Consider the following 26304-nt stretch of genomic DNA (forward strand, 5'->3'; position numbering starts at 1 on the left):
GAAAGCTCCTCATGTCGTGTGACGGTCTTTCGATCAGCGGCTGCAACCGCTGTGAAGGCGATCGGGCCGGGATCCCACTCCCGGCCTTTCGCGTGTCAGAGGATCGGCGCCCTGCGCCGAGCGGCTCAGGCCATGGCGTCCCCGGCGGCGTCGGCGAGGGCGGCAGCCAGGAGGTCTGAGGCGACGGCGCTGACGGGACGCTCCGCGGCGCGGGCGCGCGCGAACAGCGGGCCGGCCACGGCGGCGGGCATGCGGATCTCCACCCGCACGAGCTCATGGGGCTTCAGGTCACGGGAGCGCGACGGCGGTCGGCCGGATCGGGCCGGGGCTACGTGGACTGCGATGCCTGGATCGTTCATGTCACCTACTTCTGATGTCGGCCTGGCCTGTGTGCGAGGTACTGCTTAAGCCCTGGTCAGGGGTCGCACGGCTGGTCAGACCGTCAGAAGTTCGGTGTGGAGCTCTGCAATCGGTGTGGAGCTATGTAGTTGTCCCTCCGCGCCACAGGCAGATCGCCCAAGAAGTGACTCGGCTTGCCGCACCGCGGTACGGGGCCGTGCTGGCACGCTAGCGCGCAGCGCAGGCGCCATGAGGGCGCCACGCCGCGGATGGTGGCCGAGTTGCACGCCGTTCATGACGCTGGTGCCCGAAGAGGGGACGTGAGTGTCGAGGAAGACCTTGGCGCACCTGCGGTCGATGAGCACAGAGGCCGTGACGGCAGATGCGGTGCCTACCCAGAGCGGGACCGCGACCCGCATCACCGCCCCCTGGCACTGCGTGGTGACCGTCAAGGGCAACCAGCCCTACCTCTTGGCCCCTAATCCGTGAGACATCCAGTGCTCACGTATGTGACGGCGGCGAGTGCGGTGCAACTATCCAGGTCGCCCGGTCTCGCTGCACCCAGGCTGCACTGACCCAAGTCGCGTCCTGGATCCAGGGTCTCAAACCGGGCATCGACAATGAACGTCACTGGGTCCGCGACGTCCTCCACGGACGACGACCGCTGGCCATGCCCACCGGCAGCGCGCCACCTGTCATGGCCACGCCTCGCTCGACGGCGATCAACCTTCGACGCCTGAGCGGGCCATCCGATTTGGCCTGGGCCACCCGGCATCACGCTCGCGACGTCAACAGACCGGCCGAACCGCTCATGACCTGGTGTGAACCCGACCTTGTCGGGCCGCTGGCGGGTCAGGGCTCAGTTGCCGCGCCCCTTCCGGCCGAGGCCCGGGTCCACTAGCGTCTGTATCAGTCAGCCTCCGATCGTCGATGCCAGGGGTGTGGATGGAGCTGTCCGATTGCCACGGCTACGAGGTGACCGACGCCGACTTGGCCTTTCTCGGCCTGACGAAAGAAGATGTCGCACGGGCACTCTCGCGTATCAGACCACTTGGCACAGATGAAGCTGCCTTCAACTACTTTGTCGAGAGCCTCACGCTCGCGCTCGAGGCGGCTGGATTAGCCGACTGCGATGTCCGACTTCAGGGCAGCAGCGCCCACTTCTTCTCCGGGTCCCACAAGCCGACCGTCTGGCAGTACGCCGAGATATTCGAACTCTTCCGGTCGCTTCGCGGACGTCTTCCAAAAGCATTCGAAATGCGCAAGATCAACGAGACGATAGATAGGCTATGGCCCCGTCAGGAAGCCAAACCCCGGGTACGAATGTTTGACCTCGTTTATCGTTTGGGCATCGACGCGCAGCCGAGCGATATCGATGTACAACTCTCCTCCGCCATGCTCTACGAGCGTGCACGCTCGTTGATCTTGGGTCACGGATTGGTCGCCGAGAAGTTGCATGTTGAGTCTCTTCAATACGGGTTTGTTCGCAAGGATATTATTCGTGAAGTGGCGCCGGTGCTGGATTTTTGGGCCGACGAGCAGAGCGCAATCCTTGGGCGCAGAGTGAGTGTTGCGGTATTCAATGCAGAGGGCCCGCCTGACAGCGGCAACCCTCTGCTCTCGTCGCACTTTCAGGACCGAGATTGGGTTCTCAAGATGGAGGTGGCGACCTCCGATGTCTAGTGACAGCACTGAAGTCCGGCGGCACTGGTATGAGCTCTTGAATGGAACCGATAAGGATCTTGCGCTAGGTCTCTTGATCGACTCTCTCGGAATGGTCCGAGTTGGCCTCGGTCGTGCGCTCGAGCCCACGCTGGCGGTCCGGCGACTGCTCGACACCGAGGGGAGCACTGCTGGCCTACTAAGGATGACGCGCGCCGACCTATTCGCAGGATCACGGATAGAACTCCTCTCGACGGGCCCATCGCAGGTCTCTGAGGCCGAGTCCGAAAGAATTCGCGAAGAAGTCGCCCAAGCATTGCGTGCGCACGTCCCAGTCCAGTTCGCCGAGGCCACGATCGACAACGGTCGCTTCGGCACCCGCACCGTCCGCTTCGAGACGGGCCGCCTGGCCAAGCAGGCCGCAGGGTCGGCCGTCGCCTACCTCGACGACGACACCATGCTGCTGTCGGCCACGACGGCCGGTAAGCACCCCCGTGAGGCGTTCGACTTCTTCCCCCTGACGGTCGACGTCGAGGAGCGGCAGTACGCCGCCGGCAAGATCCCCGGCGCGTTCTTCCGCCGCGAGGGCCGCCCCTCGACCGACGCGATCCTCGCCTGCCGCCTGATCGACCGCCCGCTGCGCCCCCTGTTCGTCAAGGGCCTGCGCAACGAGGTCCAGGTCGTCGTGACGGTGCTGTCGATCAACCCCGACGACGCGTACGACGTGCTCGCCATCAACGCCGCGTCGATCTCGACACAGCTGTCCGGCCTGCCGTTCTCCGGCCCGGTGGCCGCGACGCGTCTCGCGCTCGTCGACGGCCAGTGGGTCGCGTTCCCGCGCTACTCCGAGCGCGAGCGCTCGACGTTCGACATCGTCGTGGCCGGCCGCGTGGTCGGGGATGACGTCGCGATCGCCATGATCGAGGCCGACGCCCCCGAGAACGCCTGGAACCTCATCCACGGCGGCGGCGGCACCGCGCCGACCGAGGAGGTCGTGGCGCAGGGCCTCGAGGCGTCGAAGCCGTTCATCAAGGTCCTCGTCGAGGCGCAGCAGCAGCTCGCGGCCCAGGCCGCGAAGGAGACGCAGACCTTCCCGACGTTCCCGGACTACCAGCCCGACGCGTTCGCCGCCGTCGAGCAGGCCGCGTCCGAGCGCCTGTCCGCCGCGCTGCAGATCGCCGGCAAGCAGGAGCGCGAGAACCGCCTGGACGAGATCAAGGGCGAGGTCGCCGGCGAGCTCGCGGCGCAGTTCGAGGGCCGCGAGAAGGAGATCTCCGCCGCGTACCGCTCGCTGCAGAAGCAGCTCATCCGCCAGCGGATCCTCACGGACGGCTTCCGGATCGACGGTCGCGGCCTGCGTGACATCCGGACGCTCTCGGCCGAGGTCGAGGTGCTGCCCCGCACGCACGGCTCGGCGCTGTTCGAGCGCGGTGAGACGCAGATCCTCGGCGTCACGACGCTGAACATGCTGCGGATGGAGCAGCAGATCGACTCGCTGTCGCCCGAGACGCGCAAGCGGTACATGCACCACTACAACTTCCCGCCCTACTCGACCGGTGAGACCGGCCGCGTCGGGTCGCCGAAGCGCCGCGAGATCGGCCACGGTGCGCTCGCCGAGCGGGCGATCGTGCCCGTGCTGCCCGCGCGCGAGGAGTTCCCGTACGCGATCCGGCAGGTCTCCGAGGCGCTGGGCTCCAACGGCTCGACGTCCATGGGCTCCGTCTGCGCCGCGACGCTGTCGCTGCTCAACGCCGGTGTCCCGCTGCGCGCGCCCGTCGCGGGCATCGCGATGGGCCTGGTGTCCGACACGGTCGACGGTGAGACCCGCTACGCGGCCCTCACCGACATCCTGGGCGCCGAGGACGCGTTCGGCGACATGGACTTCAAGGTCGCCGGCACGCGCGAGTTCGTCACCGCGATCCAGCTCGACACCAAGCTCGACGGCATCCCCGCCTCGGTCCTGGCCGGCGCGCTGACGCAGGCCAAGGAGGCGCGCCTGGCGATCCTCGACGTCATCGCCGAGGCGATCGACGTCCCGGACGAGATGAGCCCGTTCGCCCCGCGCGTCATCTCGGTGAAGGTCCCGGTCGACAAGATCGGCGAGGTCATCGGCCCGAAGGGCAAGATGATCAACCAGATCCAGGAGGAGACCGGCGCCGACATCTCCATCGAGGACGACGGCACGGTCTACATCGGCGCCACCGACGGACCGTCGGCGGAGGCCGCGCGGGCCGCGATCAACGCGATCGCGAACCCGCACATGCCCGAGATCGGCGAGCGCTTCGTCGGCACCGTCGTCAAGACGACGACGTTCGGCGCGTTCATCTCGCTGTCCCCGGGCAAGGACGGTCTGCTGCACATCTCGCAGATCCGCAAGCTCGTCGGCGGCAAGCGCGTCGAGAACGTCGAGGACGTCCTGGCCGTCGGCCAGAAGGTCCAGGTCGAGATCGGCGAGATCGACCCGCGCGGCAAGCTGTCGCTGCACGCGGTCCTCGACGAGGCGCAGACCGAGGGCGACCCGGCCGACCCGCCGGCGGGCGTAGAGGTCGCGACCGCTACGGCATACCGAATTAACTGGTGAGTATAGCGCCTGGGCAGGGCCGAGCCATCGTCGTAGTGAAGGCATCTCCACCTGCCACGCGGCCAAACCCGCCTGGATGGACAGATCTCTTGACCAGGGTGAGGCAAGAGACCTGAGTTGGGTCAAACGGCTTACCCTTTCACCGGGCTGGGACGTGGGGTCTGGATGCGGCGTCGATCGCCACCAGGAAGCGCGTGTCAGATCGCCCGATACGTGCGTCCGTTGCGCAGGCGCACCCGAGTGAAGCCGATGGAAGTAGCATTGAGGCGCGAGTACAAAATACACCCGTCCAATACTGGCAAGCCCTTCCCGTGCATCACCTGCCGGTGCTATCGTCGGCGCAACGCCAACGGCGGCGGGGTGCCCTGTGTGCCAGGCCCAGTACGGCGATCCATCGCTGTTGCGGGCAGGGACCGCGACCCGCTTGGCGAGCTCAACGTGCGCGCCCTACAGCCCGGCGGAACAGCCCGGCGGAGTTGAACGGAGCACTAAATGAACGGTCAGCCAGACATCGACCTAAAGGCGGCAGTAAACGCCATCTCGGACGTAATAATGAACCGTCCCCGTCCCCTGCGGGAGTTTGATCAGATCCACATGAAGGCTGGCGACATGGTCATGCAAGCCGAGCATGTCGCCCGTTGGGCTGACGCCAAGTACCTCGTCTTTGTAGGCGACGGCGACGCAATCAGCGTCTGTGTTGCTTACCTCCAATCGCGCGGCATCCTGCCTTACGGACCGGCGAGGATCCTGGTGCTCGACTTCGACGAGCGTGTCGTGAGCGCCGTAAACCGGTTTGCCGATAAAGAGCGCATACCTAGCCTGGAGGGGCAGCTATACAACTGCCTAGACGACCTTCCTGAACTTAGCGGGTTCGACTCCTTCTACACCAACCCGCCTTGGGGGGCGAGCAATGGAGGGGCCAGCGTCAAGCTCTTCGCCTACAGGGGAATGGAGGCCGTCAAATTCAGTGGGGAGGGCCTGGTTGTGATCGCGGACGACGACGCTCTGCCATGGGCCCAGGGCGTGCTGCATAGCACGCAAGCGTTTGCGGCAAGCCACGGGTTCTACGTCAAGCGCATGACACCACGGCTGCACTCGTACCACCTAGATGACGCGCCGGACCTGCTCTCGTGCAACCTACTGCTCCGGTCGCTCCCGGCTGACATGGCACCGAAGGTCCACGAACTGCGCGTGGATGAGGAACTACTCAAGAACTTCTACGGCGCAGACAAATCCCCTCGGGTACGCTTCGTACGTGAGCGTAAGCGTCTCGACTACGGGATGGCGCACGACGACGAGTACGAATTGGAGTTGCTCGATGGTGGAGAATGAGCCCTGGGAGGAGTTTGCACCTCCTGGCACAGGCATATTGTTTATGAAGGTCGGAACTCACGCGAACGAGCAGTTGGAAGAAATTATTGAGCGTAAGCAGCGCGAGATAGACCAGGCGGGGTTCGCGCTCTGGGGCTATGGCGGGAGTACGTGCCATCCGAGCCGGATGGTGCAGCCGTTCGCGGAGCAGGTCCAGCGACGCGGGGCGAAACTCGTCCTTGCTATGCAGCCTATGGAGTCCAAACATTTCGCTGACCCCGTACGTGCCCGCCAATATTCCGCGGATGGTCTAGCCTGGGAAGATATTCCGAGCGCCGTCAACGCGCTCGGATCGCGGCACGCGCTTTGGATCGAGAACCTGGAGCCTGTGCACCTTTCACTTCCTCTCGCGCAGACACGGGTGGGGTATGGGCCAAGCGCGGGACGGCCAGGGGAGAAGTACATCCGAGGCCGTGTAGATAAGGCGTGTCTAGAGTTCGAGCCGGGTCAGCTTCAGGAGGACGGGCGAGTCACCACTATCGGACTCGTAGCGGACGTAGTGGCGCCGTACGCCGTGTTCCTGCGATAGCCCCGGTCATAAGGGTGAAAGAATCCGAGGGCAGCGGCCTCGAAGGTGCTGTATATAGGACTGCAGTGCGGCTCGTGCGGTTGATTCATCCCGGTCCGCTCCGGCGAAACCAAGGCAGATAGACGCCGCTCTGTCGGCGGTCGGATCAGTGCACACGCGTCGGCGGCACTCGTCGAACCCTGCATGCTCAATCAGTAGTGCGAGGACTTGCTCGAAGCACACAGCAGACCCGGCAAGCGCCCGCAGTTCCTGATGTCCACCGAAGAGATCCTCGAGCGCGCCAAGGGCGCGCTTGTCGCCGGTCAGCAGCCGATCCAGTCCCCGTAGCACTTGCATCGCGACGAGCTGGCTCTCTCCCGCGTCGAGTTGGAGGCCAGTGGCCTGGGCGGCATCCTCCAATCGAAGCGCCAGGGATAGCTCCGCGCCTGACGGTTCATCTAGGGCTACGCCATCGAGGAAGGCCGTGAGGTCCGCCAGTGCCGCGTCCTTCACGTCCGGAGGGGCGTGCCGCTCAATACGCTTCCGGGCGACGAAGCGCGCTGCGCCTAAAACGAGAGGCGGCTCTTCGCCGGCCACCTTCGTGAACGCCAGGTGGCTCAAGAGCTGGTACCTGGCGAGCTTTATTAGAACATCATTGTCGACGGCGCTACGCACTGGTGGACCGGCCCGTTAGGACGTTCTCGAGATATGCGATCTCGTCGGCGTTAAAGGCGTCCATCCGGAGCATCGTGCGCGCTAGCTGGTTGATTCGCTGCGCGACGGGCTCGCGCCCTAGCAGATTCAATGCGGCGATCGCTCGTGGCCAGTCATCTACCTGCCTCGCGAGCATCAGGACGATGAGCCCGGCGTCGATCCCACTCGCCGCAGAAGCGCTCATCGCGGCATCTGCAAGTTGTGGCGCCGTATAGGCGGCTTCGCCAGCGCGTATCTCGAATTCCGCGCGTCCGGTGAGGAGTCGGAGAGCAAAGGTATTTGCCGCCGACTCCTCGGCGTCCAGATCCTCGCTCACAGGGTCAGCGACGTCTATAAATGTGGGGGCGCCCGTGGTGTGGCCCAGGAACACGTGTCCCAACTCGTGCGCGATCGTGAAAGCCGCCTTGGCGGGGTAGAATGTTGATTCGCCTAGGATAATGGCGCTACGCCCGCGAACGGAAGCGGTAACGGCGTGCATCCTCTTTTGCGGCAGCGGGAAGACGTGCGTTTGGACCACTGGGATGCCCACCGCCCAACAGAGCGCAACCAAGTGCCGGAGCGTGTAGCCGCCCAGCTCCTCGAGGCGCTCGCGAAACCAAGCCGCGCCGATGTTCTCGGGGACGTCTACCGTCGCTTCGGGCGCTCCTCTCGTCAGGAGTCCCGCGAGCGATACGCCGAACGAGCTCAGAATTCCCTGTTCACGAAGAGAGGTTGTCCCGAGGTTCTTAAATCTCGCGGAGTCGGCCCACGAGAACGTTGGTCCCTGGTCGCCGAAGAGCGACGATGGTGTGATGCCGAGACGCCTCGCCACAGTGAGCTTGAGCTCGGTGACCGCCGAGAGTGAGGTCGAGGCTTCGGTGCCCCACCATTCGGGCCAGGCGGCATCGATCGCGAGGCCCGAATAGCCCGCGGAGCGGAGCTGATGCCGGAGTTGGATCCCCTCGTCCACCAGCGACACCTCCGATTCCTGTGCGTGTAGGCTGTAGCGGCTCCCCGCGGCCAGTAGCATAGACCTCATGCCGCCGATCGACACCTTGCCATCGCAGTTCTGCTGGACGAAGTTCGGCACTGAGGCCGGCGACGAGGTCGACGCGATCCGTGCGCGAAAAGAGAGCGAGCGGCGGAGCGGCGGTGGGCTCTTCTATTGGGGTATTGGAAACAGTGTCGGTCCGTCGCTGCGACTTCTCGTCAGTCAGGTGCGCGAGCCGGAGGTGTTGTTCACGCCGATGCTGTCGCGGCCAGCATATCTCGACGTCAATCCGGCGAGCGTAGCCTCTTGGCGGTTCGGGGTGGGATTGGACGGGGTGCCGCACGCTCTACGAACCGGTGTCGTGACAAGTAAGAGCCCTGTGGTAAATCGCGCGCGGCGGCATTTTGCTCTTGTATGCCACTCGGAGGATCGGCTGGATGTGGACCTCGACTACGAGGGGTTTACATCGAGTTCGGTTGTGAATCTTAGGACAGGTGCTCAGGTGGGATCCTCCCAGGTCACTTCCATAGTTCGTCGGGTACCGGAGCTTGGTGGTGGTAGGCCCTATCGCGTCGCGTTCCGCGCGCGCCTCGTGGCGCCGTATTTCCTGACGCTCACCTCGTCTAGTGAGCCTTTAGGCGAGTGCGAGTCGGCGTTGCCGATGCAGGACGCTCTTTGGGCTTAGGTCGCGTGTGGTGGACAACGGTACGCGGTGCGTGATTGCAGCGTTTGTCGCCGTTCGTACTTGTTCGCCGTGCGTTATTCCGCCTTCTATGGCACGCCAGGTCGACCCGGAGGAAGTGTTGTCCGGTTCTGCGAGAGGTTGGGAGTTCGGCGGTCGGATGGTTCGGGTCGACATCACGCGCGAATGCTCGGCGGCGTCGAATTGGTCGGTCTTGGGTCACTCGCTGCTGAAGGCTGTCGCCGGAACCGATGTGCGGGCGCGGCGGCCACGGAGGAGAGGGTCGTACGGGGCGATCCGGTACGTGTGAGGCAGGTGCACTTGCGGTTGCGTGTCCCCGCGTTCCGCTGACCTCAACCTGCTGCTGAGACGGACCAGCGACAAGCGCGAGCCGACTGCGGAGCGCTGCGCTTCCGAGCAGATCGCGGTGTGCCTGTACCCGTCCCAGGGGTGTGCCGGCGCCCGCGTGAGTCCCCACGTCGCCGCTGGCCGGCGAGTTTCGGGAACCACCCACACAGGGGTGGTTCCGGATGGAACCGCTCAGGTGGTACCGAAACTCCCGGTCAGGGTTCTCTGGCCGGGAGTTTCGTGGCATCGGGGCGGTGAGACGGCCCCGGCCCCTGGAGGTGCATGAGGCCCACGACCACAGCTCATCGGATCGGGGCGGGATCTCCGACTCGTCCCCGATGTGGCGAGCCCGACGTCGTCGCCGGCGAACGCTCTTCCCGCAGCCCGGTGAGCCGGCGCGGGTGTCCGACGTGTCGTCCACGCCGTCTCGGCGGAGCAGGGGCTCGACGGCCACGGGCGCAGGACGTCGTCGACCAGCGCTGTCCGTCGACGTCCCACGTCGTTCACCGTCGGACGTCACCGCGCGGGCCGTGCGCCGCACGCGCCCGGTGTCGGCCCCGGCTCGACGCCCGGTGGTGGCGGTCAGGCACGCGGACCTCCGGCGACGCGACCCGCTACCGTGTGTCCGGTGTGCGACAGAAACGGAGCATACGTGCGGTCCACCACGGCGCAGAAGGTCGGCTCGAGCGCGCCTCCGGAGTGGTGGGAGCGGGTGGTGGGCGCGGCGGCCGGCTGGTTCGCCGACTACCCACGGGCGGCGGTGCGGCTGCGCCGCGCACGAGTGCTGGCGGCGTGGGTGGCGATCCCGCTGATCGGGGCCGTGCTCGTCCTCGTCCCGTCCACACGTGAGTCCCTCCGGGCGTACGCCTGGAGCTTCGTCATGCTCGTCGTGTGGTTCGTCCTCGTCCGGACGAAGACGTTGTCGTGGGGCGGGGTGCTGCGGTGGTTCTCCGCGTGCGTCGCGTGGTCCGCCGCCATCGGGTGGGTCACGCTGCGCGTCGCCGACCAGCTCGGGCTCTCGGCCTCCTCGCACGGGTCCGGCACCGCGCTCGCGGGCTTCCTCGAGGAGTCCGGGAAGCTGGTCCCGCTGCTCGTGCTCGCCGTCCTGGCGCCGGGACGCGTGCGCCGCTTCGGTGCCGGGGACTGGGCGCTGCTCGGGTTCGCGTCGGGGGTCGCCTTCAACGCCTACGAGGACGCCGTGCGGCAGATCGCCGCGCGGCAGACGTGGCTCCTGCTGGTGGACCCGTCCCGCGACTACTCGTGGAACCCGTGGGCGTCCGGGCAGTTCGTGACCCTCGACGGCGTCGCGGTGAGCCCGGGCCACCACATCTGGACCGCTGTCGGCGCCATGGGCATCGGTCTCGGGATCGCACTGTGGCGCACGTGCCGGCTCGACCTGCGGATCCTGGCGTTCGTGCTGCCGGCGGTGCTCGTCCTGTGGCAGATCGCCGACCACGCGTCGTTCAACGCGCGCAACCACATGTCGTCCTGGCCGGCCGAGCCTGCCCCCGGGTTCCCCGCCGTGCTGTCCGGGCTGTGGTCGCTGGGCGGGCACGGGCGTCTCGTCAACGCGGTGTCGGTCCTGCTCCTGGTCGCGTGCCTGCTCGTCGACGCGCACCGTCGTCACCTGGCCGCCGCCGTGGCGGCACCGGCCGGGTCTGCGCGACGACGTCCTGGTGGGGCGGTGGACGACGACGAGCCCGGTGGGACGGCGCTGCGGTGGTGGGCCGCGACGCTGGCGCCGCACGTGCGCGCCGCGACCGGGCCGCGTGCGCGGGCCGTCCAGCTCCTGCGAGGGTTCGGCACTCTGCTGATCCGCGGGCTCGCCCAGTGGGTCGCCGATGTCGCGGTGGTCGTCGCGGCGCACGCGCCGCTGCCGGGGGAGCCGCGGCGCGACGCGATGGTGCGGGGGCGCACGATCGCCGTGCGGGTCCGCCAGATCCGCTGCGAGGCGATGGAGCTGACCACGCCCGGTCCGGAGCCCACGACCCGCAGGCGGCACGCCGCCGTCGCCGCCGTCGTGGGCGTGGCAGCGGTCGCCCTCTGCGTGGTGTGGGGCGCCGCGATGGCGTCGGCCATCGGCCCCTATCTCGCGATCAGCGGCGACGAGGTCTATCTGGCCGGCCTGCTCGACCGCGTCGGCGACTGGTGGAACTCGCTCAGCGGCTGGCAGCAGGTGGCGGTCGGTGCCGGTGTCGCCGCACTCGTGGTGGTGTCCGGCGGGTCGTTCGGCCTGGCGCTCGGGATCTCCGGGGTCGCCACCTACGGACTGTCGCACGCGCACGGTGCCGCGACGTTCGTCCGTGACCCGCGGGCCGCGACGCTCGGCTACCTGACGACGACGACCCCGCTGGAGGCGGTGCTCGACGTCGGCGACTTCCTCCTGACGTTCGCCCCCGGCAACTTCGCCGGGGCCGCGGCGGGCCGGGGCGTGCGTGTCCTGGCGGACGAGATCACAGCCGACCCGCGCGCGCTGCTCGACCGTGCGCACGTGGTTCTGCGTTCCGGCGACGACGCGGGTGAGGCGACGGTGGAGACGCTGATCGGCCCCGCGCTCGCGCGCGCTCTCGAGAGGCGCGGCCTCGACGCCGCGCCGTTCCGTATGGACCCCGCGTCCTTCGAGGACCCGAAGGTCGTCGAGGAGTGGGTGGCGGCGAGGTACGCCGACACGAACCCGCAGATGTCCAGAGCGGCGCAGGGTCGTGATCCGTCGCTGGCCTACCAGAAGCAGTTCGCAGGGCCGCGCGAGATCCGCCTGGTCGCACCGGACGGCAAGGTGATCTGGGCGGACGGGCTCACGATCGACCGCGACACGGTCGTGGCCGTGCTCGACACCAAGAACGTCGACAAGCCCGGCGCCTCGATCTACGAGGGGACGAGCTTCCTCAGGAACCTGCAGGTGGAGGTCGACGGCGAGGTCATCTCCAAGCTCGAGGAGATCCACCGCAGGACCTTCGACGACGAGGTCCGGAGGTACGCCGCCGTGATCCGTGACTCGGGCAACCCGGTCGGCAGACTCCGCATCCCGACGACCACCCAGGAGGCCGTGGACTACCTGTCGGGCCGCGTACGATCCATCCTCGGCGAGCCGGGCGTCGAGGTCGACTGGGAAGTCGTTCTGCAACCTCTGGAGGGCACCCCATGATTCTCATGACCCGTGAAGGCGCGGGTGTGGTGATCACGCCGGACGCGCTCGAGGCGGCGCTGCGCGAGCGCTACGGCGACGAGCTCCACGTCGTCCGCGAGACCACGGCGCGAGGAACGGCCCTGAACGTCGGCGTCCTGGCGGGGTCCTTCCTCCCGATCCTCAACCTGTCCGACACGATGACCGGTCTCGCGATCCAGGGCAGCTGGGAGGAGGGCGCGGAGATCGCGGCGGTGGTCCGGAGGGCACTCCCGGAGGGCAGCCCAGCCCTCGTGCTCCTCGACGACACCGGCGCAGGCTACGCGGACGTGCCGTTCGGGTCGACGCCGGAGTCCGTCGCGGCAGGCTGGAAGGACATCTCGAACTACCCGGGATACACCGAGGGCTGACGTCCTAGTCAGCCGGCGGCCCCGTCGCGGCACCAAGGGTGGCGTTCACGAGCGGCCCCCACTCGCCGAAGGCGGGGACGTCGAGCCAGTAGCCGTCGGTGGCGACATCGTCGAACTGCGTGACGTGACTCTCTCCCGACTCGTCACGCATCGAGAACGAGGCTGTGCCGTCAGGGCGCGCGGTGGTCGTGAGCTCCAGCGTCGCGTCGGAGTCCACGTGCGCGGTGTCGTCGTCGAGGTAGACGTACTCCACGGTGACCCATCGCCACAGGCGACCGTCGACGAGGTCCCAGTCGACGGAGCGGGCGACCGCACCACCGGGGGTGAGCAGCTCGACGCGGAACCGCCCGTGGGCGCCGACCACCCACAGCGGGCGTTGTGTGCCGTCCTCGTCACGGGTGCTCGCGTCGACGATCTCGAGACCCTGCGCCTCGTCGTACCGGCGTCGCGCCTCGTCGGGGGTGATCCAGCTGTGTCCAGCGAGAGGACGACGCGTCAGGTCGTTCCAGCGGGTCGTGTACAAGACCTCGGACATCATGGTCCCTTCGTTGCGAACTGCGGCCCGAGCTCTCGGAGGATGACGCCGTGCCCGGCGGCGAACTCGACGATCTCCTGCCGCACGTTCTGGGGAGGAACCACCGGGACCATGCGTCCTCGGAGTGGTCGGCCTATCGCGGCGGCGACCTTGCCCTGGTTGCCGCACCCTAGTGGCACCGGTCCCCGGGACAGGCAGCCGGTCCGCAGTCGCACCCGGACGGCTCAGCGCCGACGTGCCTCCGGATGCCGCGTGGTCACGTCGGCTCGGCCCGTCGGCCGCCCCGACAGCCAGACGTACCCGCCGGCCGTCGCCAGCACGCCGATGCTGATGAGGATCCACCACGGGAAGGTCGGGATCTCCGGGGACCGACCCGCGTCCTCCAGGTCGGCCTGCGGCGTGGGGATGACGCGCTCGCCGGTGACGAGGATGCGGTGGCTGTTGACGCCGAGGGGAGTGCAGGTGACGAGCGTGAGGAGGTCCCGCCCGTCGACCGGCAGGACGCTCTGCCCGTCGGTGGGCTCGACGACGCGGGTGTCGATGACGCGGTACGTCAGGACCTCGCCGAACACCTCGAGGACGATCGTGTCCTCGATCTCCACGCGGTCGAGGTGCGTGAACAGCTCGGCGGTCGCGAGGCCGCGGTGGGCCGTCAGGACCGCCCGGGTGGACGGCCCGCCCACCGGCAGGGCGGTGCCCTCGAGGTGGCCGACGCCGTGCTCGAGCACGGCGTCGCTCGTGCCGTGGGAGACGGGCAGGTCCACGTGGATCGCGGGGATCTTGAGGCGCGCCATCAGGCCCGTCCTGTCGGCGCGCAGGAGCTCGTCGTACCCTCCGGCCTGGTCGGGTTCGTCCGCCACCGGCAGGCGTCCGTTCGCCACGACGTCGGCCCCGCCGCCGACGAGGCCCTCGTTGTACGCGCGGGCGCGGGCGAGCTCCTCCTGCAGGGTCGCGGAGCCGAGGTCCGCGACGTCGGCGGTGAGGTCGTCGATGCGCTGCGACTGCTCGTACTGGCTGAACCACGACACGACGGTGGGGAACAGCAGGAGGCCGGCCCCCAGGACCGCGGTCAGCGCGATGCCCAGGGAGGTCCACGGCATGCGCCACCCGCCACGGCGGCGCGTCGGCTGCGTGCCCGTCGTCCCGGGGTCGTCCGGGGACGACGAAGGCGGGGGCCCCGCGGGGCGCCCCGCCTCCGTCCTCGTCACGTCAGGCCGACGCGGGCGCGGAGAGCGCACGCCGGCGGGTCACGACGACCGCCGCACCGACGGCGATCGCCAGGAGCGCACTGCCGGCGAGCGCGAACCACCGGCCGGCGTCGCCACCCGTCAGCGGCAGCAGGAAGTTCGCCGCGGACACCTGGGTGTGGTTGAACTCGACGTAGTTCTGCACCGGGGCGGTGGTCGACGTCGGACCCGCGACGACCACGGTCTGGACCGGGTTGCTCTGCGGCAGGTTGTAGCCGGCCGGCGGGGTGATCTCACGCACGTAGTAGTTGCCGGGCGTCATGATCGGGATGGCGACGAACCCGTCGGCGCCGGTCGTCCAGCTGGTGGTGCCGTTGATCGAGATCGGGTTCTGCTGGTTGTTCGCGTCGTTCTGGGTCAGGTACACCTGGTAGACCGCTCCGGCGAGCGGGGTGCGCGGGCCGCCGCCGCTGCTCTCGAACGCGAAGACCGTCAGCTGGCCGATCGGGGTGGAGCCGGTCACGGTCTCCGTCGCGCCGTTGATGTTGGCGGTCGCCGTGTTGGTGATGACCCCGGTGGGCGGGATCGACACGGCACGGGTCAGCACGTCGAACGACACCAGCCCGCCCTGCAGGGCGGTGAGCCGGGTCAGGCCCGTCGTGGTGAAGCTCAGCACGGACGTCGCGTCGGTCGTGCCCGTCGCGTCCGTGGTGGTGATGGTGTAGTCGTCGCCCTCGGCGAAGCTCTGCGCGACACCTCCCGCGTTCGTCACCGTCACGGTCGACGGCGAGACGCCCACGGGCGGGGTGGCGGGGAACACCAGCGCACCCGGGACGATGTCGGTGAGGGTGAACGTGGAGATCGTGTCACCCGCGGCGAGCGTCGGGATGCTGGCCGAGATCGACCAGCGGATGAGGTCGGGGTTGCGTGCCTCCGCCGAGTTCGCGGGGGCCGGGATCCGCGTCTTGGTGGTCTCGGTGACGGCGTTCTTCGGGTACACGTGCACGTCGTAGATCCACTGGTTCGCCGGGGCGCCCGACGGGCCCGTCGGCAGCGGCAACGACACGAGGAAGGGTGCGGACGGGTTGGTCGCGTCGGCCGGCAGCACCGTCTCCTGCACGTAGTACAGGCCCAGCGGCATGCCGGTCGGGAAGGTCGCGGTGCCGTCCGCCGCCGACGGGGTCGACGTGTACGGCGTGCCGGTCAGGCGGTTCGACGCCGACTGCGGGGTCAGGCTGTTGGCGATCGTCCAGCCCTCGGGCGTCGTGAGGTCGACGCCGGCGACGAGCGTCGCGGTGAACACGGCGCCCGGGAGCGGCGTGCCGAGGCCGGCGGTGGAGGGGAGCTGCTGACCGGTCCCGGCGACCTGGCCGTTGGCCGGGCCGAGCGCGAACTTGTGCACCGTGAGGCTGCGGGGCTGGGCGGGGTCGATGTTGCCGGGCAGGGTGACCGCCTGCGCCGGGGCGGCGGCGACCATCGCCGCGCCGGCGGCCAGGACGAGGCCGCCGATCGCGGCGGTGACCCGCCGGATGATGGACGTGGACATGATGGCTCCTGTCATGGGATCAGAATTCTCTGCTGCTGTCATGGGGTCGGAATTGCTGCCGTGCGGTGGTCGCGATATGTCGCCGGTGAACAACAAGGGGGTGGTGGTCAACTTTTCACATCACCATCCTTCGAATGCGACGACGTCGACGCCTGACGACGCCGGTGCCACACCGCGACCGTGAGCGCGAGTGCCAGCAGCGCACCTCCGCCGAGGAGGAACGCGTCGCGGCTCGGCCCGCCGGTCAGCGGCAGCACGGGAGGGGCGACGGGGGCGTTGACGAAGCGGTATACCGCGCTCTGCCCGGCCGCCGGGGCGGTGATGGTCGGTGAGGCCACCGGCGTCCAGCTGCCGTCCGGCCCGCGCACCTCGAGGCGCAGCTGCTGGTACGCCAGGCGCGTGCCGCTCTGCGCGAGCGCCTCGCTCAGCGTGTAGGTGTGCCCGGGACGGACGTCGAACGTGCTGGACGGGTTGCCGAGGGGCGAGACGTCCGCACCGCGCACGGTGGTCGCAGTCAACCCGGCCAGTGCGGCCGGCGTCGCCGTCAGGTCCCACGTGGCGGGCTGGAACCCCGTAGACGGGTTCTGCACGTTCTTCAGCAGGGTCAGCGCGGCCGTCGCGTTCGTGACCGTGCAGGTCACGTCCGTCGCGCGGGCCAGGCTCACGTCGCCCGCCGGGGTGACCGGCACCGCGCTCCCGGTGGCGGTCGCGCAGGACCAGCCGCCGACCTGCACGTAGGTGGCGGGCCCGCTCGTCTCCGACAACCGGTACGGGGTCTGCGCCGACACGGTCACCGCCGTGACGGCGCCGCTGCCGGCGGCGCCGCTGGGACCGGCGAGCGCCGTGCCCAGGCTGCGCGTGGCAGCGAGCTGCCACAGCGACGGCGCCGCCGTACCGAAGGAGACGTTCTTGACGAGCGTGAGGGTGGCGGTCGGCCGGTTGGCGTAGACGCACTCCACGACGCCGCCCGGCGCGACGTCCACGTTGACGGCGCCCCGCACCTGGGTGCCCACGGTCGTGACGGTGGTGGCCGCCGCGGTGCCGTTGACCGTGCACACCAGGCTCTGGAAGCGGAAGCCCGGCTGCGTCGTCTCGGCCACGGTCACGCGTCCGCGGTGCGACGCCGCACCGAAGAGCACCTGCCACGTGGCGGTGCCGTCCGCCGCGGTCTGCTGCGCAGGGTCGCGCGACGGGAGGATGCTCACGGTGCTGCCGGTGGTGGCCGTGGCCGTCGTCGTCATCGTCCAGCCGGCGGTGGGCGTGCGGTTGCCGCCGCTCCAGTCCTCGACGACCTTCGTCACCCGTACCGTCGCGAAGGGCGCCGGCGAGTTGGTGAACGTGCAGGCGACGCCGACGCTCAACCGGTTCGGGATCGTGACGGCCACCGTCCTGCTCGTCCCCGTGAGGATGCGCACCCCGTCCGCCCAGCACTCGTGGACCGTGGTGTAGGAGGCCAGCGCCGACACGGAGCCGGCGGCCATCGTCTCGGAGATGGTGACGGACGTGTTGATCTGCACGGGCGTGGGCCCGACGCGCGCGGTCTGGACGCCTGTGGCGGATCCGCTCGTGGTCGCCACGGACGTCTCGACCAGGGGCGACCCGGCCGACAGGGCGAGGCGGAACTGGTCGGCGGCGTTGATCCTGCCGACCACGTTCTTCTCGACGGAGATCGTCGACGTGGTGGCGCAGCCCGCGAGGTCGGTGGTGGTGTTCGGCGTGGTGGTGCCGAGGACGGCCCGCGGGCTGTTCGGCACCCGCACCCAGGTCACCGGGTCGAACTGGTAGCCCGAGGTCGCGTTGCTCAGGTAGACGGTCCCGGCCGGGGAGAAGGCCATGCCGTTGACCGCCGTCAGGGTGGCCCCGGCGTCCATGCCGCTCAGCGCACGGCGGACGGTGGCGCTCGCGGGGATCGTGCCGCCGGACGCGGCGAGCAGCGCCTCCCGGGTGACGCTGAACATGCCGACGCTGCTGGAGTCGGCCGCGGCCTGCACGACGTGCAGGTTGCCCTGGGCGTCGAAGGAGATGTCGCCGTTCTCGCCCGCGGTGGTCCCCGTCGCCACCTGCCCGAGGTAGAGGAACCGGCTGCCGTTGGTGAGCGCGGTCGGCGTGTACTCCCACAGCCGGACCGAGCCCGCGGCCGACTTGCCCACCAGCAGCCGCCCGTTGATCGGGTCCACCGCGCCGGCGATGATCGTGCCGTCGAGCGCCACGCCCGTGCGGTCGAGGAACGCACCCTGGGTCCCGGTGAGGGCGGTGCGCGTGGCCTGCAGCGAGCCGCCGACGACGGTGTAGGTGATGACGCCCCCGGCGTTGACCGCGTTCGTCCCCGTGCGGTCGATGGCGACGGCGCTCGTGCCGTTGCCGTTGACGCCGAGGGCGTTGACGTCCGTCGCACCGGGCACGGCGCCGACGAGCGGTGTGGGCGCGGCCGTGCTGGTGGCGTTGACCTGGGCGATCGAGCCGTCCGTCCGCACGGCGTAGTAGAACGTGCCGTCGCAGAACAGGCTCGCCGCCTGCGGGGTGTTGGTGAACGTGCAGACGATCTCGGCGCCGGCCTCGTCCGAGATGGTGATCGGCCCGGAGATCGAGGTGCCGGTGGCGATCGTCGTGGTGCCGCGCAGGCACTGGTAGGTCGTCGTGTAGGTGTTCAGGGTCGACGTCGAGACGATCGACTCGGAGATCGTGTACACGCTGCCGCGCGTGACGTCGACCGGCCCCACCTGCGCGGTCTGCAGTCCCGTGGTGGCGCCCGTCGTCGTCGCGGTCGCGACCTCGGTCGCGCCGAGGCTCAGCGCCAGGCGGAACTGGTCACCGACCGCGGCGCGTCCCACCACGTTCTTGCGGATCGTGATCCGCGCCGGCGGCTCGGCCACGAAGGTCGCGCTCTCGGGAGCGTTGAGCACGGTCGTGACGTTGGCCGGGCCGTTGACGTACGTGCCGGGGGCGGCCGCCACGACGTTGACGGTGACGGTGCAGCTCACCGCGTTGGCCGCGAGGTCGCCGCCCGTCACGACGACCGAGCCGGCGCCGGCCGGCGCCTGCACGACGAACGCCGCGCCCGTGACGTTCGTGCACGTGCCCCCGACCGCCGGTGTCGGCGCGACCACGAGACCCTGCGGCAGGGTGTCGGTGAAGCCCCAGTCGGTCTTGGCGGCCAGCTCGGAGGTGTTCGTCACCGTGAACGTCAGGGTCGTCGGGGTGCCGGCGGTGCCCACGTCGGTGGCGAACGCCTTGTCGAGACTCGGCGTCGCGTCGACGATCCGCAGGTTGTCGAGGGCGAAGTCGTTGCCGGAGGACGCCGAGATCTGGTTCGTGACGCGGACGCGCGCCTGCGCGGCCTGCGTCGCGGTGAGCCGCACGGCGGTGTCGGTGAAGAACCGGCCCGCGCGCACCGCGGTCTCGGTGCCGAACCCGCTCGACAGGGCGGGTGAGGTGTAGCGGCCGCCGGTGACGTTGCAGGCGATGATCGGTGCGGCGGTGAGCGGTGCCACGGTCGCGCCGGCGACGAGCGCGACGTCGAGCCGTGAGTTGTTGTTGACGCCGCCCGGCCGGGCGGAGCACGAGTCCTCCGCGACGTCGAGGGAGACCGCGTAGTAGCGGTCGGCCGTGGCGGTGAGGCCGACCGGTGCGGCGGACTCGACGACCGTCTGGTTCGCGGTGGTCGTGCCGCCCGTCATCGTCAGGGCGGCGACGGCTCGGTTCGCCTGGGAGCCGCCGGTGCCCGTGGTCGAGCCGTTGACCGGCGCCGTGTTGCTGGTGCTGCCGACGACGCCGAGGCGGAGCTGACCGAGGACGTCGGCCATGCGGCGCACCTGGTTGCGGGGGACGACGTCGGTCGAGGCGCCGCAGAAGCCGGTCGCGGGGAAGGTCGTGGTGTAGCTGACGATCACGCCGTTGCAGTTGGCGTAGTTCAGCCAGAAGGCGGCCGCCGTGTACCGGTTGGACGCGTAGGTGCCGAGCTGCGCGGGTGGCGTGGCGGCCTCGAAGTCCTCGAGCCAGAGCTGCACGGGTGCCTCGGGCACACCTGCCGCGAGGATCGAGACGCCGGTGGTCGCCGCGAGGCGGGACGACGTCGGTGGTGCGGGCTCGTCCGGTGCCGAGGTCCCGGGTGCGGACGGTGCGGGTGCGGACGGTGCGGGTGCGGACGGTGCGGGTGCCGACGGTGCGGGAGCGGACGTGTCGGGCGTCGGCCCTGTCGCGGCCGGTGGCGGTCGCTCGTCCTCCGGCCCGGGTGCCGGGGGCGGCTCGGCCGTCATCTCGCCCGCCGGCTCGGCGGACGCCGAGGACACGTCGGGCGACGGCTCGGGTGACGGCGCCACCGAGGGAGTCGCGGCGGACGGGTCCGGCGACGCCGACGTCGCGCGCTCGGTCGTCTCCGCGAGAGGAGCGGGTCCCGCGGACGCGCCGGGTGCGGTGCCCAGTGCCAGCAGGACGACAATGACCCACGCCGTCGCGGCCGTGCCGACGTACGACCGCATTTTTGCGCGCCCGCGACCGGTGGAGCCGAATTTCACCCGCGCCCCCCCCGGAACGCATGGTCAATTGGACTTCTCACTGATCTTCCGTCACGTCGTGACTTTCTGTCAAACCCGGGGTGATGGTGCGCGGCGGAATCAGACATTTGCCACGAGAGGTACCGCACGGGCGATTACCTCGCAATGTTCCGAAATGCCCTCCACATGGGCGACGGTCCAGGACGACCGCGCGTTCTCGGCGGGTGGGCGGTCGACGGCGGCGGGCTGCTGCTCACCATCACGCACGACCTGCGCCTGGCGCGGGCGCTCGGCGGCGACGTGCTCGTCATGCGCGACGCCTCGGTCGTCGAGGCGGGCCCGGTCGAGCAGGTCCTCGCGACGCCTGCCCACGCGTACACGCAGCGGCTGCTCGGGGCGGAGCCGAGCCGGTGGACGTTCGGGTGGATGCGGCACGGCACCCCGCCGGTGCCGACCGGCGACCCGCTCGTCGCCGCCGACGGGATCGCGAAGTCCTACGGCAGCAGCGAGCTCTTCCGTGACCTGTCGTTCCGGATCCACGCCGACGAGCGCTGGGCGCTGACCGGCCCGAGCGGCGTCGGCAAGACGACCCTCGGCAACGCGCTGCTGCGCCTGACGCCCGTCGACGCCGGGACCGTCTCGCACGCCCCCGCCACGCGCGACGGACGCGTCCAGAAGCTGTACCAGGACCCAGGGCTGTCGTTCCCGCGCCGGGTCCCGCTCGGCGCGGCGCTGCGGGACGTCGTGCGGCGCCACCGCGTCGAGGAGGCGCGCCTGCGCACGCTGCTCGACGAGGTCGGCATCCCGCAGGACATGCTGCGCCGCCGCCCCGGCCAGGTGTCCGGCGGGGAGCTCCAGCGCATCGCGATCGTGCGGGCCATGCTGCCGCGGCCCGTCCTGGTGTTCGCGGACGAGGCCACGTCCCGGCTCGACCTGGCCACCCAGGAGGTCACCACCGACCTGCTGGTGCGTGAGCTCGCGCAGACCGGCTGCGCGCTGCTGCTGGTCACGCACGACGACGAGCTCGCCACCGCGGTGGCGGACCACCGGCTGGACCTGCGGGCCCCGGCAGCGGCCGTGGGCTGAGCACGCGGGCAGCCCGGAGGTGTCCGACCCTGTCCTGCCGCGGGACGCGGGACGACACCGCAGCAGCGCGCGACGACGTCGAGTGCGAGATCGAGGATCTCGCACGGTCGCTGGAGGTCGACCTCGGCCATGACCCCCCGACAACCGGGGATATCGGGGCAGGGTCGCACTTCGCTCGAATGGTGAGTGCCAGCACACACCCTCTCGGCGAAGGAGCACTCCCATGGACAGGTACGGCTCGTCCGTCCTCGACCCGGTGACCACGTCACCGGACAGCGACCGGCGCGTGACGGCACGCGCGCGCCGTGGCGCCGCCACGGCGATCGCCGTCGCGCTCGCGGTCACGCTCGGCGCGACATCCGCGGCGGCGGCGTTCACGGCCCGCGTCATCAGCGGCCACGGCGTCTCGTACGTCAACGTCCGCAACCAGGCCAGCACTGCCGGCCCCGTCGTGCGGACCATCCCGGCAGGCGCGGCGGTCAGCCTCGACTGCTACGCCTACGGCCAGGCCATCACCGGACCGTACGGCACCTCGACCATCTGGTACCGCCTGGTGGGCGGCGGCTGGGTGACCGACTCCCTCCTGGAGACGGGATCGAACAGCACCGTCACCGGCCCCTGCAGCACGAGCGGGCGGTCGTGGGGCCAGACCACCTCGACAAACACGGGGGTCTGGGACCAGTGCACCTGGGGCGCCAAGGAGAAGTTCCGCGAGTACTCGGGCGTGTACCCGAACATCACGGGCAACGCGCGGCAGTGGTACGACTCGGCGCGGGCCAACGGGTGGACGACCGTGCTGGACGCCCAGGTGAGCTCGATCGTCGTGTTCCAGCCCGGCGTGCACGGGGCCGACGCCACGTACGGCCACGTCGGCTGGGTGGACGCGATCGAGCGGCGGGCGGACGGCCTGTACGTGCACGTCGTCGAGATGAACTACGCCAACCAGGGCCACACGTGGCACACGCGGTGGGTGAAGGACGTGGTGGGGATGTCCTTCATCCTCGCCCCGCGCTGACCGGGACGACCGGCGGCGGTCCACGGCCGGCACCGTGGGCCGCCGCCGTACCGACGAGGCGGGGGGCAGGATGGCGAGGGCACGATGGGCGCGATGGCACGGCGGGTCGACCGCCGGCGGCGGCTGGCGCTGCTGGTGTGCGCGTGCGGGTCGGTGGCGGTGCAGGCGGGGTCCACGGACCCGACGTGGTTCCTGCGGTACTTCAGCGTCTGGTGCGCACTGCTCAGCGGGCTCACCGCCGCGGCCGGCCTGGTCGGGCGGGCGGGCACCGCCGTCGCGTGGGTGCGCGACGCGTCCTGCACGGGCGCGATGCTCGCGGGTGCGGTGTACGCCGGCGTCCTGCTGCCCGCGGAGCGCCTCGGCGCCGCCGGTGGCGGGCTCACCTGGCTCGCACCGCTCCTGCTGCACGTCACGCTGCCGGTCCTGGCCGTCGTCGACGCCGTGCGGGTGCCACGCGCCGCGCCGCCCGCACGCGCCGTCGTGCTCAGCTGGACCCTGCTGCCGGCGGCGTACCTCGCCCTGACGCTCCTGCTCCACGCCGCCCGCGGCGTCGCACCCGCCTACACGTTCCTCGACGTGACGCGGGTCGGCCCGCACGGGGTGGGTGTGGCCGTCGTCGTCGCCGTGGGGCTCCACCTCGTCATGGCCGACCGGCTGGTACGCCGACTGCGTGCCCGCCCACCGGCGCCGCACTGACCCACCACTACGCTCCGGGAGGAGCGGAGTGCGAGAAGGAGAGCAGGGACACCGTGTCCGGTTGCGATCGATGCACAGCCCAGGGCTCGACGTGCGAGACCATCACGGTGGCCGCGGTCGACGACCACCCTCTGCTGCTCCACGGCATCAGCGCGCACCTCGAGAAGAACGTCGCGTGCATGCGCCTCACGGTGATCGCCGCGACCGTCGACGAGCTGCTCGCGGACGCGCCCGTGGACGTCGTGCTGCTCGACGTCCGGCTCCTGGACGGCAGCACGGTCGAGGACAACGTGCGCAGGATCCGCGCCACGGGTTCCCGCGTGGTGCTGTTCACCACCGAGCACCGCTCGGCGGTGATCGTGCGCGCGATGCAGGCGGGTGCCTCGGGCCTGATCCTCAAGGAGGACGAGGACGCCCACCTGGTGGCCGCCGTCCGCGAGGTCCACGAGGGGCGCACCTACGTCTCGAGCGACCTCGCGGAGCACCTCGTCTCCGACCCTGCGGGTGCGGTGAGGTTCACGCCGCGCGAGCTGGAGGTGCTGCGGCTGCGGGCCACCGGGCTCGCGTGGAAGGTCATCGGCGCCCAGCTGGGCATCACGAAGGACACCGCCTACGACCACGTGAAGCATGCCCTCGCGAAGTACCAGCAGGCGGTCGGACGGGTCGACGGCCCTGCCGACCTCCTGGCCCGCGTCGTGGCGGACGGCCACATCGACGCCCCGGAGCACGCCCCGCGCACCCGGCGGTCGCCGTGACGCGGCGCAGCTACCGCGAGAGCGTCGACGCCTGCCTGCGCTGGGCCTACGCCCTGGGTGTGGCGATCACGGCCGGCTGCTGGGCGGTCATCGGCCTGAGCGCGTCCGGCACCCTCGGCCCCGGGCTGGCGGCGGCCACCGTGGCCTACGTGCTCGTCGCCGGCGTCGGCGCGGTCCGTGCCGCCCGCCACCGGCTGTCGGACCGCTACCTGGCGGTGCTGTGCCTCGCGGCCGTGGCCTGGCAGGTCGCCTGGGCGCTCGAGCCGTCACCGGAGTTCACACCCGGTGCCCGGGTCATGGGCACCGCGGCGGTCGTGCTCTGCGGGTTCCTCTTCGCTCGCACCCGGGCGCGCGTGACGGCGATCGCGACCGCGCTGGTCACGCAGGTGGTCGTCGACTCCATGCACGGCTGGGACGTCGGTCTGCTGCTCCCCGCGGTCGCCGCCGGCGTCGTGGTCGCACTGTGCGCCCCGCAGATGCGGGCGGCGGCGGACCGGGCGGACGCGGCGGCGGCCGAGCGGAGCCGGGCGCAGGCGGCGCAGGCGGAGCGCGAGGCGGCGGAGCAGGCTCGGCGCGAGGCCGAGCGGGTCGTGCACGACCACGTCGTGTCCGCGCTGCGCGCGGTGACGGTTCCCGGCCTGGACCGAGCCGAGGTGCGGGCCGCCGCGGCGGTCGCGGTCTCCGCGATCGAGAGATCCTTCGCGGAGGACGACGTCCGACCGCCGTGCGACGTCGCGGAGGTCCTCGCTCCCGTCGCGGACGCCGCCAAGGCGTCCTTCACGAGCACCGGGGCGGCGTCGCCCGTGCCGGCGGAGGTCGCCGACATCGTCGTCGCGGCCGTCCAGGAGGCCCTGCGCAACGTCGAGCGGCACACGCGGGTCACGGCTGACGTGAGCGTGCGGACCGACCCTGGAGGGGTCGCCGTGGAGGTCCGCGACGACGGGCCGGGATTCGACCCGACCGAGGCGATGAGCCGGTCCGACGGGCTGCGTGGCTCGGTGGTGCAGCGGATGCGCGACGTCGGTGGGAGCGCCGAGGTCGACAGCGCCCCGGGTCACGCCACCGTGGTGCGTCTGGCCTGGCGCGCACCCGTCCTCGAGCCGCCCCGGCCGATGCAGCGGCACGAGCGGATCGCCGCTGTCATGATCGACGTCCGCAGGCCGCTGACGTACGCGTGCGTGCCGTACCTCGCGATGTACGCGGTCTTCGCCGCGCAGGGTGTCGCGCAGGGCGCCCACCCGTGGTGGCTGACCGCGTGGTTCGTCGGACTGGCGGCGGTGACCGCCGCCGTGCTCCTGCGCGCGCACACGGGCCTGTCCCGAGCAGGGTCGACGGCGGCCCTGACCTACGTGGTCGTGGGGACGCTGGCAGCCATCGACGTGCTGCCAGGGAGCTCGCTGCGCGACTACAGCTCGTGGGCGCTCGGCGCCGGGGCGCCGCTGCTCGCGGTCGTCGCGATCGTCCGTCCGCGCGTGGAGTCCGTCGTCACGCTCGTGATCGTGCAGGCGGCGCTCCTCACCGCGGCGTTCACGGGACGCTTCGGCCCTGGGCCGTGGCAGGAGCAGCTGGCGACGGTCGTCACCCCCGCGCTGTCGATGGTGCTGCCCGTGGGCCTGGGCCTGGCGATCGCGCGCGGGATCCTCACGCTCGGCACGGTGGTGACGGACGCCCACGACGCCTACCGCGACCTCGCCGTCGCCGACGCGGCACGGCGCGCTGCGAGGGCGGTGCGTGACCGGCGCTTCGCCGATCTCCGCGACCAGGTCGTGCCGTTCCTGCGCGACGTCGCGACCGGGACGACGCCTGCGGCGACCGAGGACGCCGCGGCGTCGGCGCGCGTGCTCGAGGCCGCGGCGAGGGACGAGCTGCGTGCGCCGGGGCTGCTCGACGCCAGCACGCGCGAGCTGCTGCGGCAGGTCCGGGCCGCGGGGTGCCAGGTCCGCATCCAGCCCGCCGTCGCGTCCGCGGGGGACCTGGACGCCGTCCGCGGGCTGCTCGTCGCCGCGTTGTCCCACGGCACGCTGCCGACCGAGCTGGTGCTGAGCGCGCAGCCGGCCGGCGAGGAGGTCGCGGTGCACGTCGTCGCGCGCCCCGACGACGCGGACCGCGCAGCCGCCCTCGGCGGGGAGCGGGGGGTGGAGGTCATGGCGGACGCGCCAGGGACGACGTGGGCGCGGCTGGTCGTGCCCGCGCTCGCCGTCCGGGCCGTCGTCTGACGCGGCGTCCGGGTGCTGCACCGGCGAGGTCCTTGCGCCCCGCCCTGGGGACCGGGAGCATCGTGC

General features: G+C 70.4%; 18 protein-coding genes. 11 read left to right on the forward strand and 7 right to left on the reverse strand.

The window, feature by feature from the left end:
* Positions 1-125 precede the first annotated feature (125 nt).
* A complete protein-coding gene (locus tag CFLA_RS21040) occupies positions 126-251 on the reverse strand; it encodes a hypothetical protein (protein ID WP_280956309.1) in 126 nt (41 codons plus the stop codon).
* A gap of 1033 nt (positions 252-1284) precedes the next feature.
* Between CFLA_RS21040 and CFLA_RS00185 the strand changes: the two genes are divergently transcribed.
* From CFLA_RS00185 to CFLA_RS00195, 3 genes are all read left to right on the forward strand, one after another.
* Positions 1285-2022 (forward strand): hypothetical protein, encoded by a 738-nt coding sequence (locus tag CFLA_RS00185; protein ID WP_148234242.1) that lies wholly within the window; start codon positions 1285-1287, stop codon positions 2020-2022.
* 184 nt (positions 2023-2206) lie between these two features.
* Positions 2207-4582 carry a polyribonucleotide nucleotidyltransferase gene (locus tag CFLA_RS00190; RefSeq protein WP_013115289.1) on the forward strand — a complete coding sequence of 792 codons (2376 nt, stop codon included), beginning with the start codon at positions 2207-2209 and terminating at the stop codon, positions 4580-4582.
* Positions 4583-5074: 492 nt separating this feature from the next.
* Entirely contained in the window at positions 5075-5914 is an 840-nt protein-coding gene (locus tag CFLA_RS00195) for a bis-aminopropyl spermidine synthase family protein (protein ID WP_013115290.1), read from the forward strand.
* Positions 5915-6488: 574 nt separating this feature from the next.
* Here the strand turns inward: CFLA_RS00195 and CFLA_RS00205 are convergent.
* Together CFLA_RS00205 and CFLA_RS00210 are read right to left on the reverse strand one after the other, a co-directional pair.
* Entirely contained in the window at positions 6489-7136 is a 648-nt protein-coding gene (locus CFLA_RS00205) for a hypothetical protein (RefSeq protein ID WP_043598644.1), read from the reverse strand.
* Positions 7129-8124 (reverse strand): ImmA/IrrE family metallo-endopeptidase, encoded by a 996-nt coding sequence (locus tag CFLA_RS00210; protein WP_187291315.1) that lies wholly within the window; start codon positions 8122-8124, stop codon positions 7129-7131. The genes CFLA_RS00205 and CFLA_RS00210 overlap by 8 nt, the downstream gene beginning before the upstream one ends.
* A gap of 67 nt (positions 8125-8191) precedes the next feature.
* On the opposite strand from CFLA_RS00210, the gene CFLA_RS19820 reads away from it, so the two are divergent.
* From CFLA_RS19820 to CFLA_RS00220, 3 genes are all read left to right on the forward strand, one after another.
* Positions 8192-8830, forward strand: a complete 639-nt coding sequence (locus tag CFLA_RS19820; RefSeq protein ID WP_013115292.1) for a hypothetical protein — start codon at positions 8192-8194, stop codon at positions 8828-8830.
* Positions 8831-9827: 997 nt separating this feature from the next.
* Positions 9828-12320 (forward strand): restriction endonuclease fold toxin-2 domain-containing protein, encoded by a 2493-nt coding sequence (locus tag CFLA_RS00215; protein WP_013115293.1) that lies wholly within the window; start codon positions 9828-9830, stop codon positions 12318-12320.
* A 5-nt stretch (positions 12321-12325) separates the two neighbouring features.
* Positions 12326-12709 (forward strand): hypothetical protein, encoded by a 384-nt coding sequence (locus CFLA_RS00220; RefSeq protein ID WP_148234245.1) that lies wholly within the window; start codon positions 12326-12328, stop codon positions 12707-12709.
* Between the two features lie 4 nt (positions 12710-12713).
* Here the strand turns inward: CFLA_RS00220 and CFLA_RS00225 are convergent, their stop codons facing one another.
* The 4 genes from CFLA_RS00225 to CFLA_RS00240 form a co-directional block, all read right to left on the reverse strand.
* The gene (locus tag CFLA_RS00225; RefSeq protein ID WP_148234246.1) at positions 12714-13244 is read right to left on the reverse strand and encodes a hypothetical protein; all 531 of its coding nucleotides are present in this window, start codon (positions 13242-13244) and stop codon (positions 12714-12716) included.
* A 224-nt stretch (positions 13245-13468) separates the two neighbouring features.
* The gene (locus tag CFLA_RS00230) at positions 13469-14344 is read right to left on the reverse strand and encodes a class C sortase (RefSeq protein WP_013115297.1); all 876 of its coding nucleotides are present in this window, start codon (positions 14342-14344) and stop codon (positions 13469-13471) included.
* 109 nt (positions 14345-14453) lie between these two features.
* Entirely contained in the window at positions 14454-15977 is a 1524-nt protein-coding gene (locus tag CFLA_RS00235) for a SpaH/EbpB family LPXTG-anchored major pilin (RefSeq protein WP_013115298.1), read from the reverse strand.
* 107 nt (positions 15978-16084) lie between these two features.
* On the reverse strand, positions 16085-20455 hold the full coding sequence (locus CFLA_RS00240) for a DUF7933 domain-containing protein (protein ID WP_043598649.1): 4371 nt from the start codon (positions 20453-20455) through the stop codon (positions 16085-16087).
* Positions 20456-20656: 201 nt separating this feature from the next.
* Between CFLA_RS00240 and CFLA_RS00245 the strand changes: the two genes are divergently transcribed.
* The 5 genes from CFLA_RS00245 (at position 20657) to CFLA_RS00265 (ending at position 26238) form a co-directional block, all read left to right on the forward strand.
* Positions 20657-21556 carry an ATP-binding cassette domain-containing protein gene (locus tag CFLA_RS00245; RefSeq protein WP_052302643.1) on the forward strand — a complete coding sequence of 300 codons (900 nt, stop codon included), beginning with the start codon at positions 20657-20659 and terminating at the stop codon, positions 21554-21556.
* A 223-nt stretch (positions 21557-21779) separates the two neighbouring features.
* On the forward strand, positions 21780-22571 hold the full coding sequence (locus CFLA_RS18765) for a CHAP domain-containing protein (protein WP_013115301.1): 792 nt from the start codon (positions 21780-21782) through the stop codon (positions 22569-22571).
* Positions 22572-22664: 93 nt separating this feature from the next.
* Positions 22665-23267: a Pr6Pr family membrane protein gene (locus tag CFLA_RS20245; RefSeq protein WP_187291316.1), complete on the forward strand. Its 603-nt coding sequence runs from the start codon at positions 22665-22667 to the stop codon at positions 23265-23267.
* A 107-nt stretch (positions 23268-23374) separates the two neighbouring features.
* Complete coding sequence (locus CFLA_RS20250) at positions 23375-24022, forward strand: response regulator (protein ID WP_052302644.1); 648 nt, start codon at positions 23375-23377, stop codon at positions 24020-24022.
* Positions 24019-26238 carry an ATP-binding protein gene (locus tag CFLA_RS00265; protein WP_013115304.1) on the forward strand — a complete coding sequence of 740 codons (2220 nt, stop codon included), beginning with the start codon at positions 24019-24021 and terminating at the stop codon, positions 26236-26238. The genes CFLA_RS20250 and CFLA_RS00265 overlap by 4 nt, the downstream gene beginning before the upstream one ends.
* The last annotated feature ends 66 nt before the right edge of the window (positions 26239-26304 follow it).

It is taken from the genome of Cellulomonas flavigena DSM 20109 (assembly GCF_000092865.1).
In the GTDB taxonomy this organism is placed as follows: Bacteria; Actinomycetota; Actinomycetes; order Actinomycetales; family Cellulomonadaceae; genus Cellulomonas; species Cellulomonas flavigena.

Bases quoted from the DNA above. Each gene is read 5' to 3' on its own strand.
- CFLA_RS00230 (WP_013115297.1), bottom strand. From the start codon at position 14,344: ATGCCGTGGACCTCCCTGGGCATCGCGCTGACCGCGGTCCTGGGGGCC.
- CFLA_RS00185 (WP_148234242.1), top strand. From the start codon at position 1,285: ATGGAGCTGTCCGATTGCCACGGCTACGAGGTGACCGACGCCGACTTG.
- CFLA_RS21040 (WP_280956309.1), bottom strand. From the start codon at position 251: ATGCCCGCCGCCGTGGCCGGCCCGCTGTTCGCGCGCGCCCGCGCCGCG.
- CFLA_RS00190 (WP_013115289.1), top strand. From the start codon at position 2,207: ATGACGCGCGCCGACCTATTCGCAGGATCACGGATAGAACTCCTCTCG.
- CFLA_RS00220 (WP_148234245.1), top strand. From the start codon at position 12,326: ATGACCCGTGAAGGCGCGGGTGTGGTGATCACGCCGGACGCGCTCGAG.
- CFLA_RS19820 (WP_013115292.1), top strand. From the start codon at position 8,192: ATGCCGCCGATCGACACCTTGCCATCGCAGTTCTGCTGGACGAAGTTC.
- CFLA_RS00225 (WP_148234246.1), bottom strand. From the start codon at position 13,244: ATGTCCGAGGTCTTGTACACGACCCGCTGGAACGACCTGACGCGTCGT.
- CFLA_RS00245 (WP_052302643.1), top strand. From the start codon at position 20,657: ATGGGCGACGGTCCAGGACGACCGCGCGTTCTCGGCGGGTGGGCGGTC.
- CFLA_RS18765 (WP_013115301.1), top strand. From the start codon at position 21,780: ATGGACAGGTACGGCTCGTCCGTCCTCGACCCGGTGACCACGTCACCG.
- CFLA_RS00240 (WP_043598649.1), bottom strand. From the start codon at position 20,455: ATGCGGTCGTACGTCGGCACGGCCGCGACGGCGTGGGTCATTGTCGTC.
- CFLA_RS00195 (WP_013115290.1), top strand. From the start codon at position 5,075: ATGAACGGTCAGCCAGACATCGACCTAAAGGCGGCAGTAAACGCCATC.
- CFLA_RS00235 (WP_013115298.1), bottom strand. From the start codon at position 15,977: ATGTCCACGTCCATCATCCGGCGGGTCACCGCCGCGATCGGCGGCCTC.
- CFLA_RS20245 (WP_187291316.1), top strand. From the start codon at position 22,665: ATGGCACGGCGGGTCGACCGCCGGCGGCGGCTGGCGCTGCTGGTGTGC.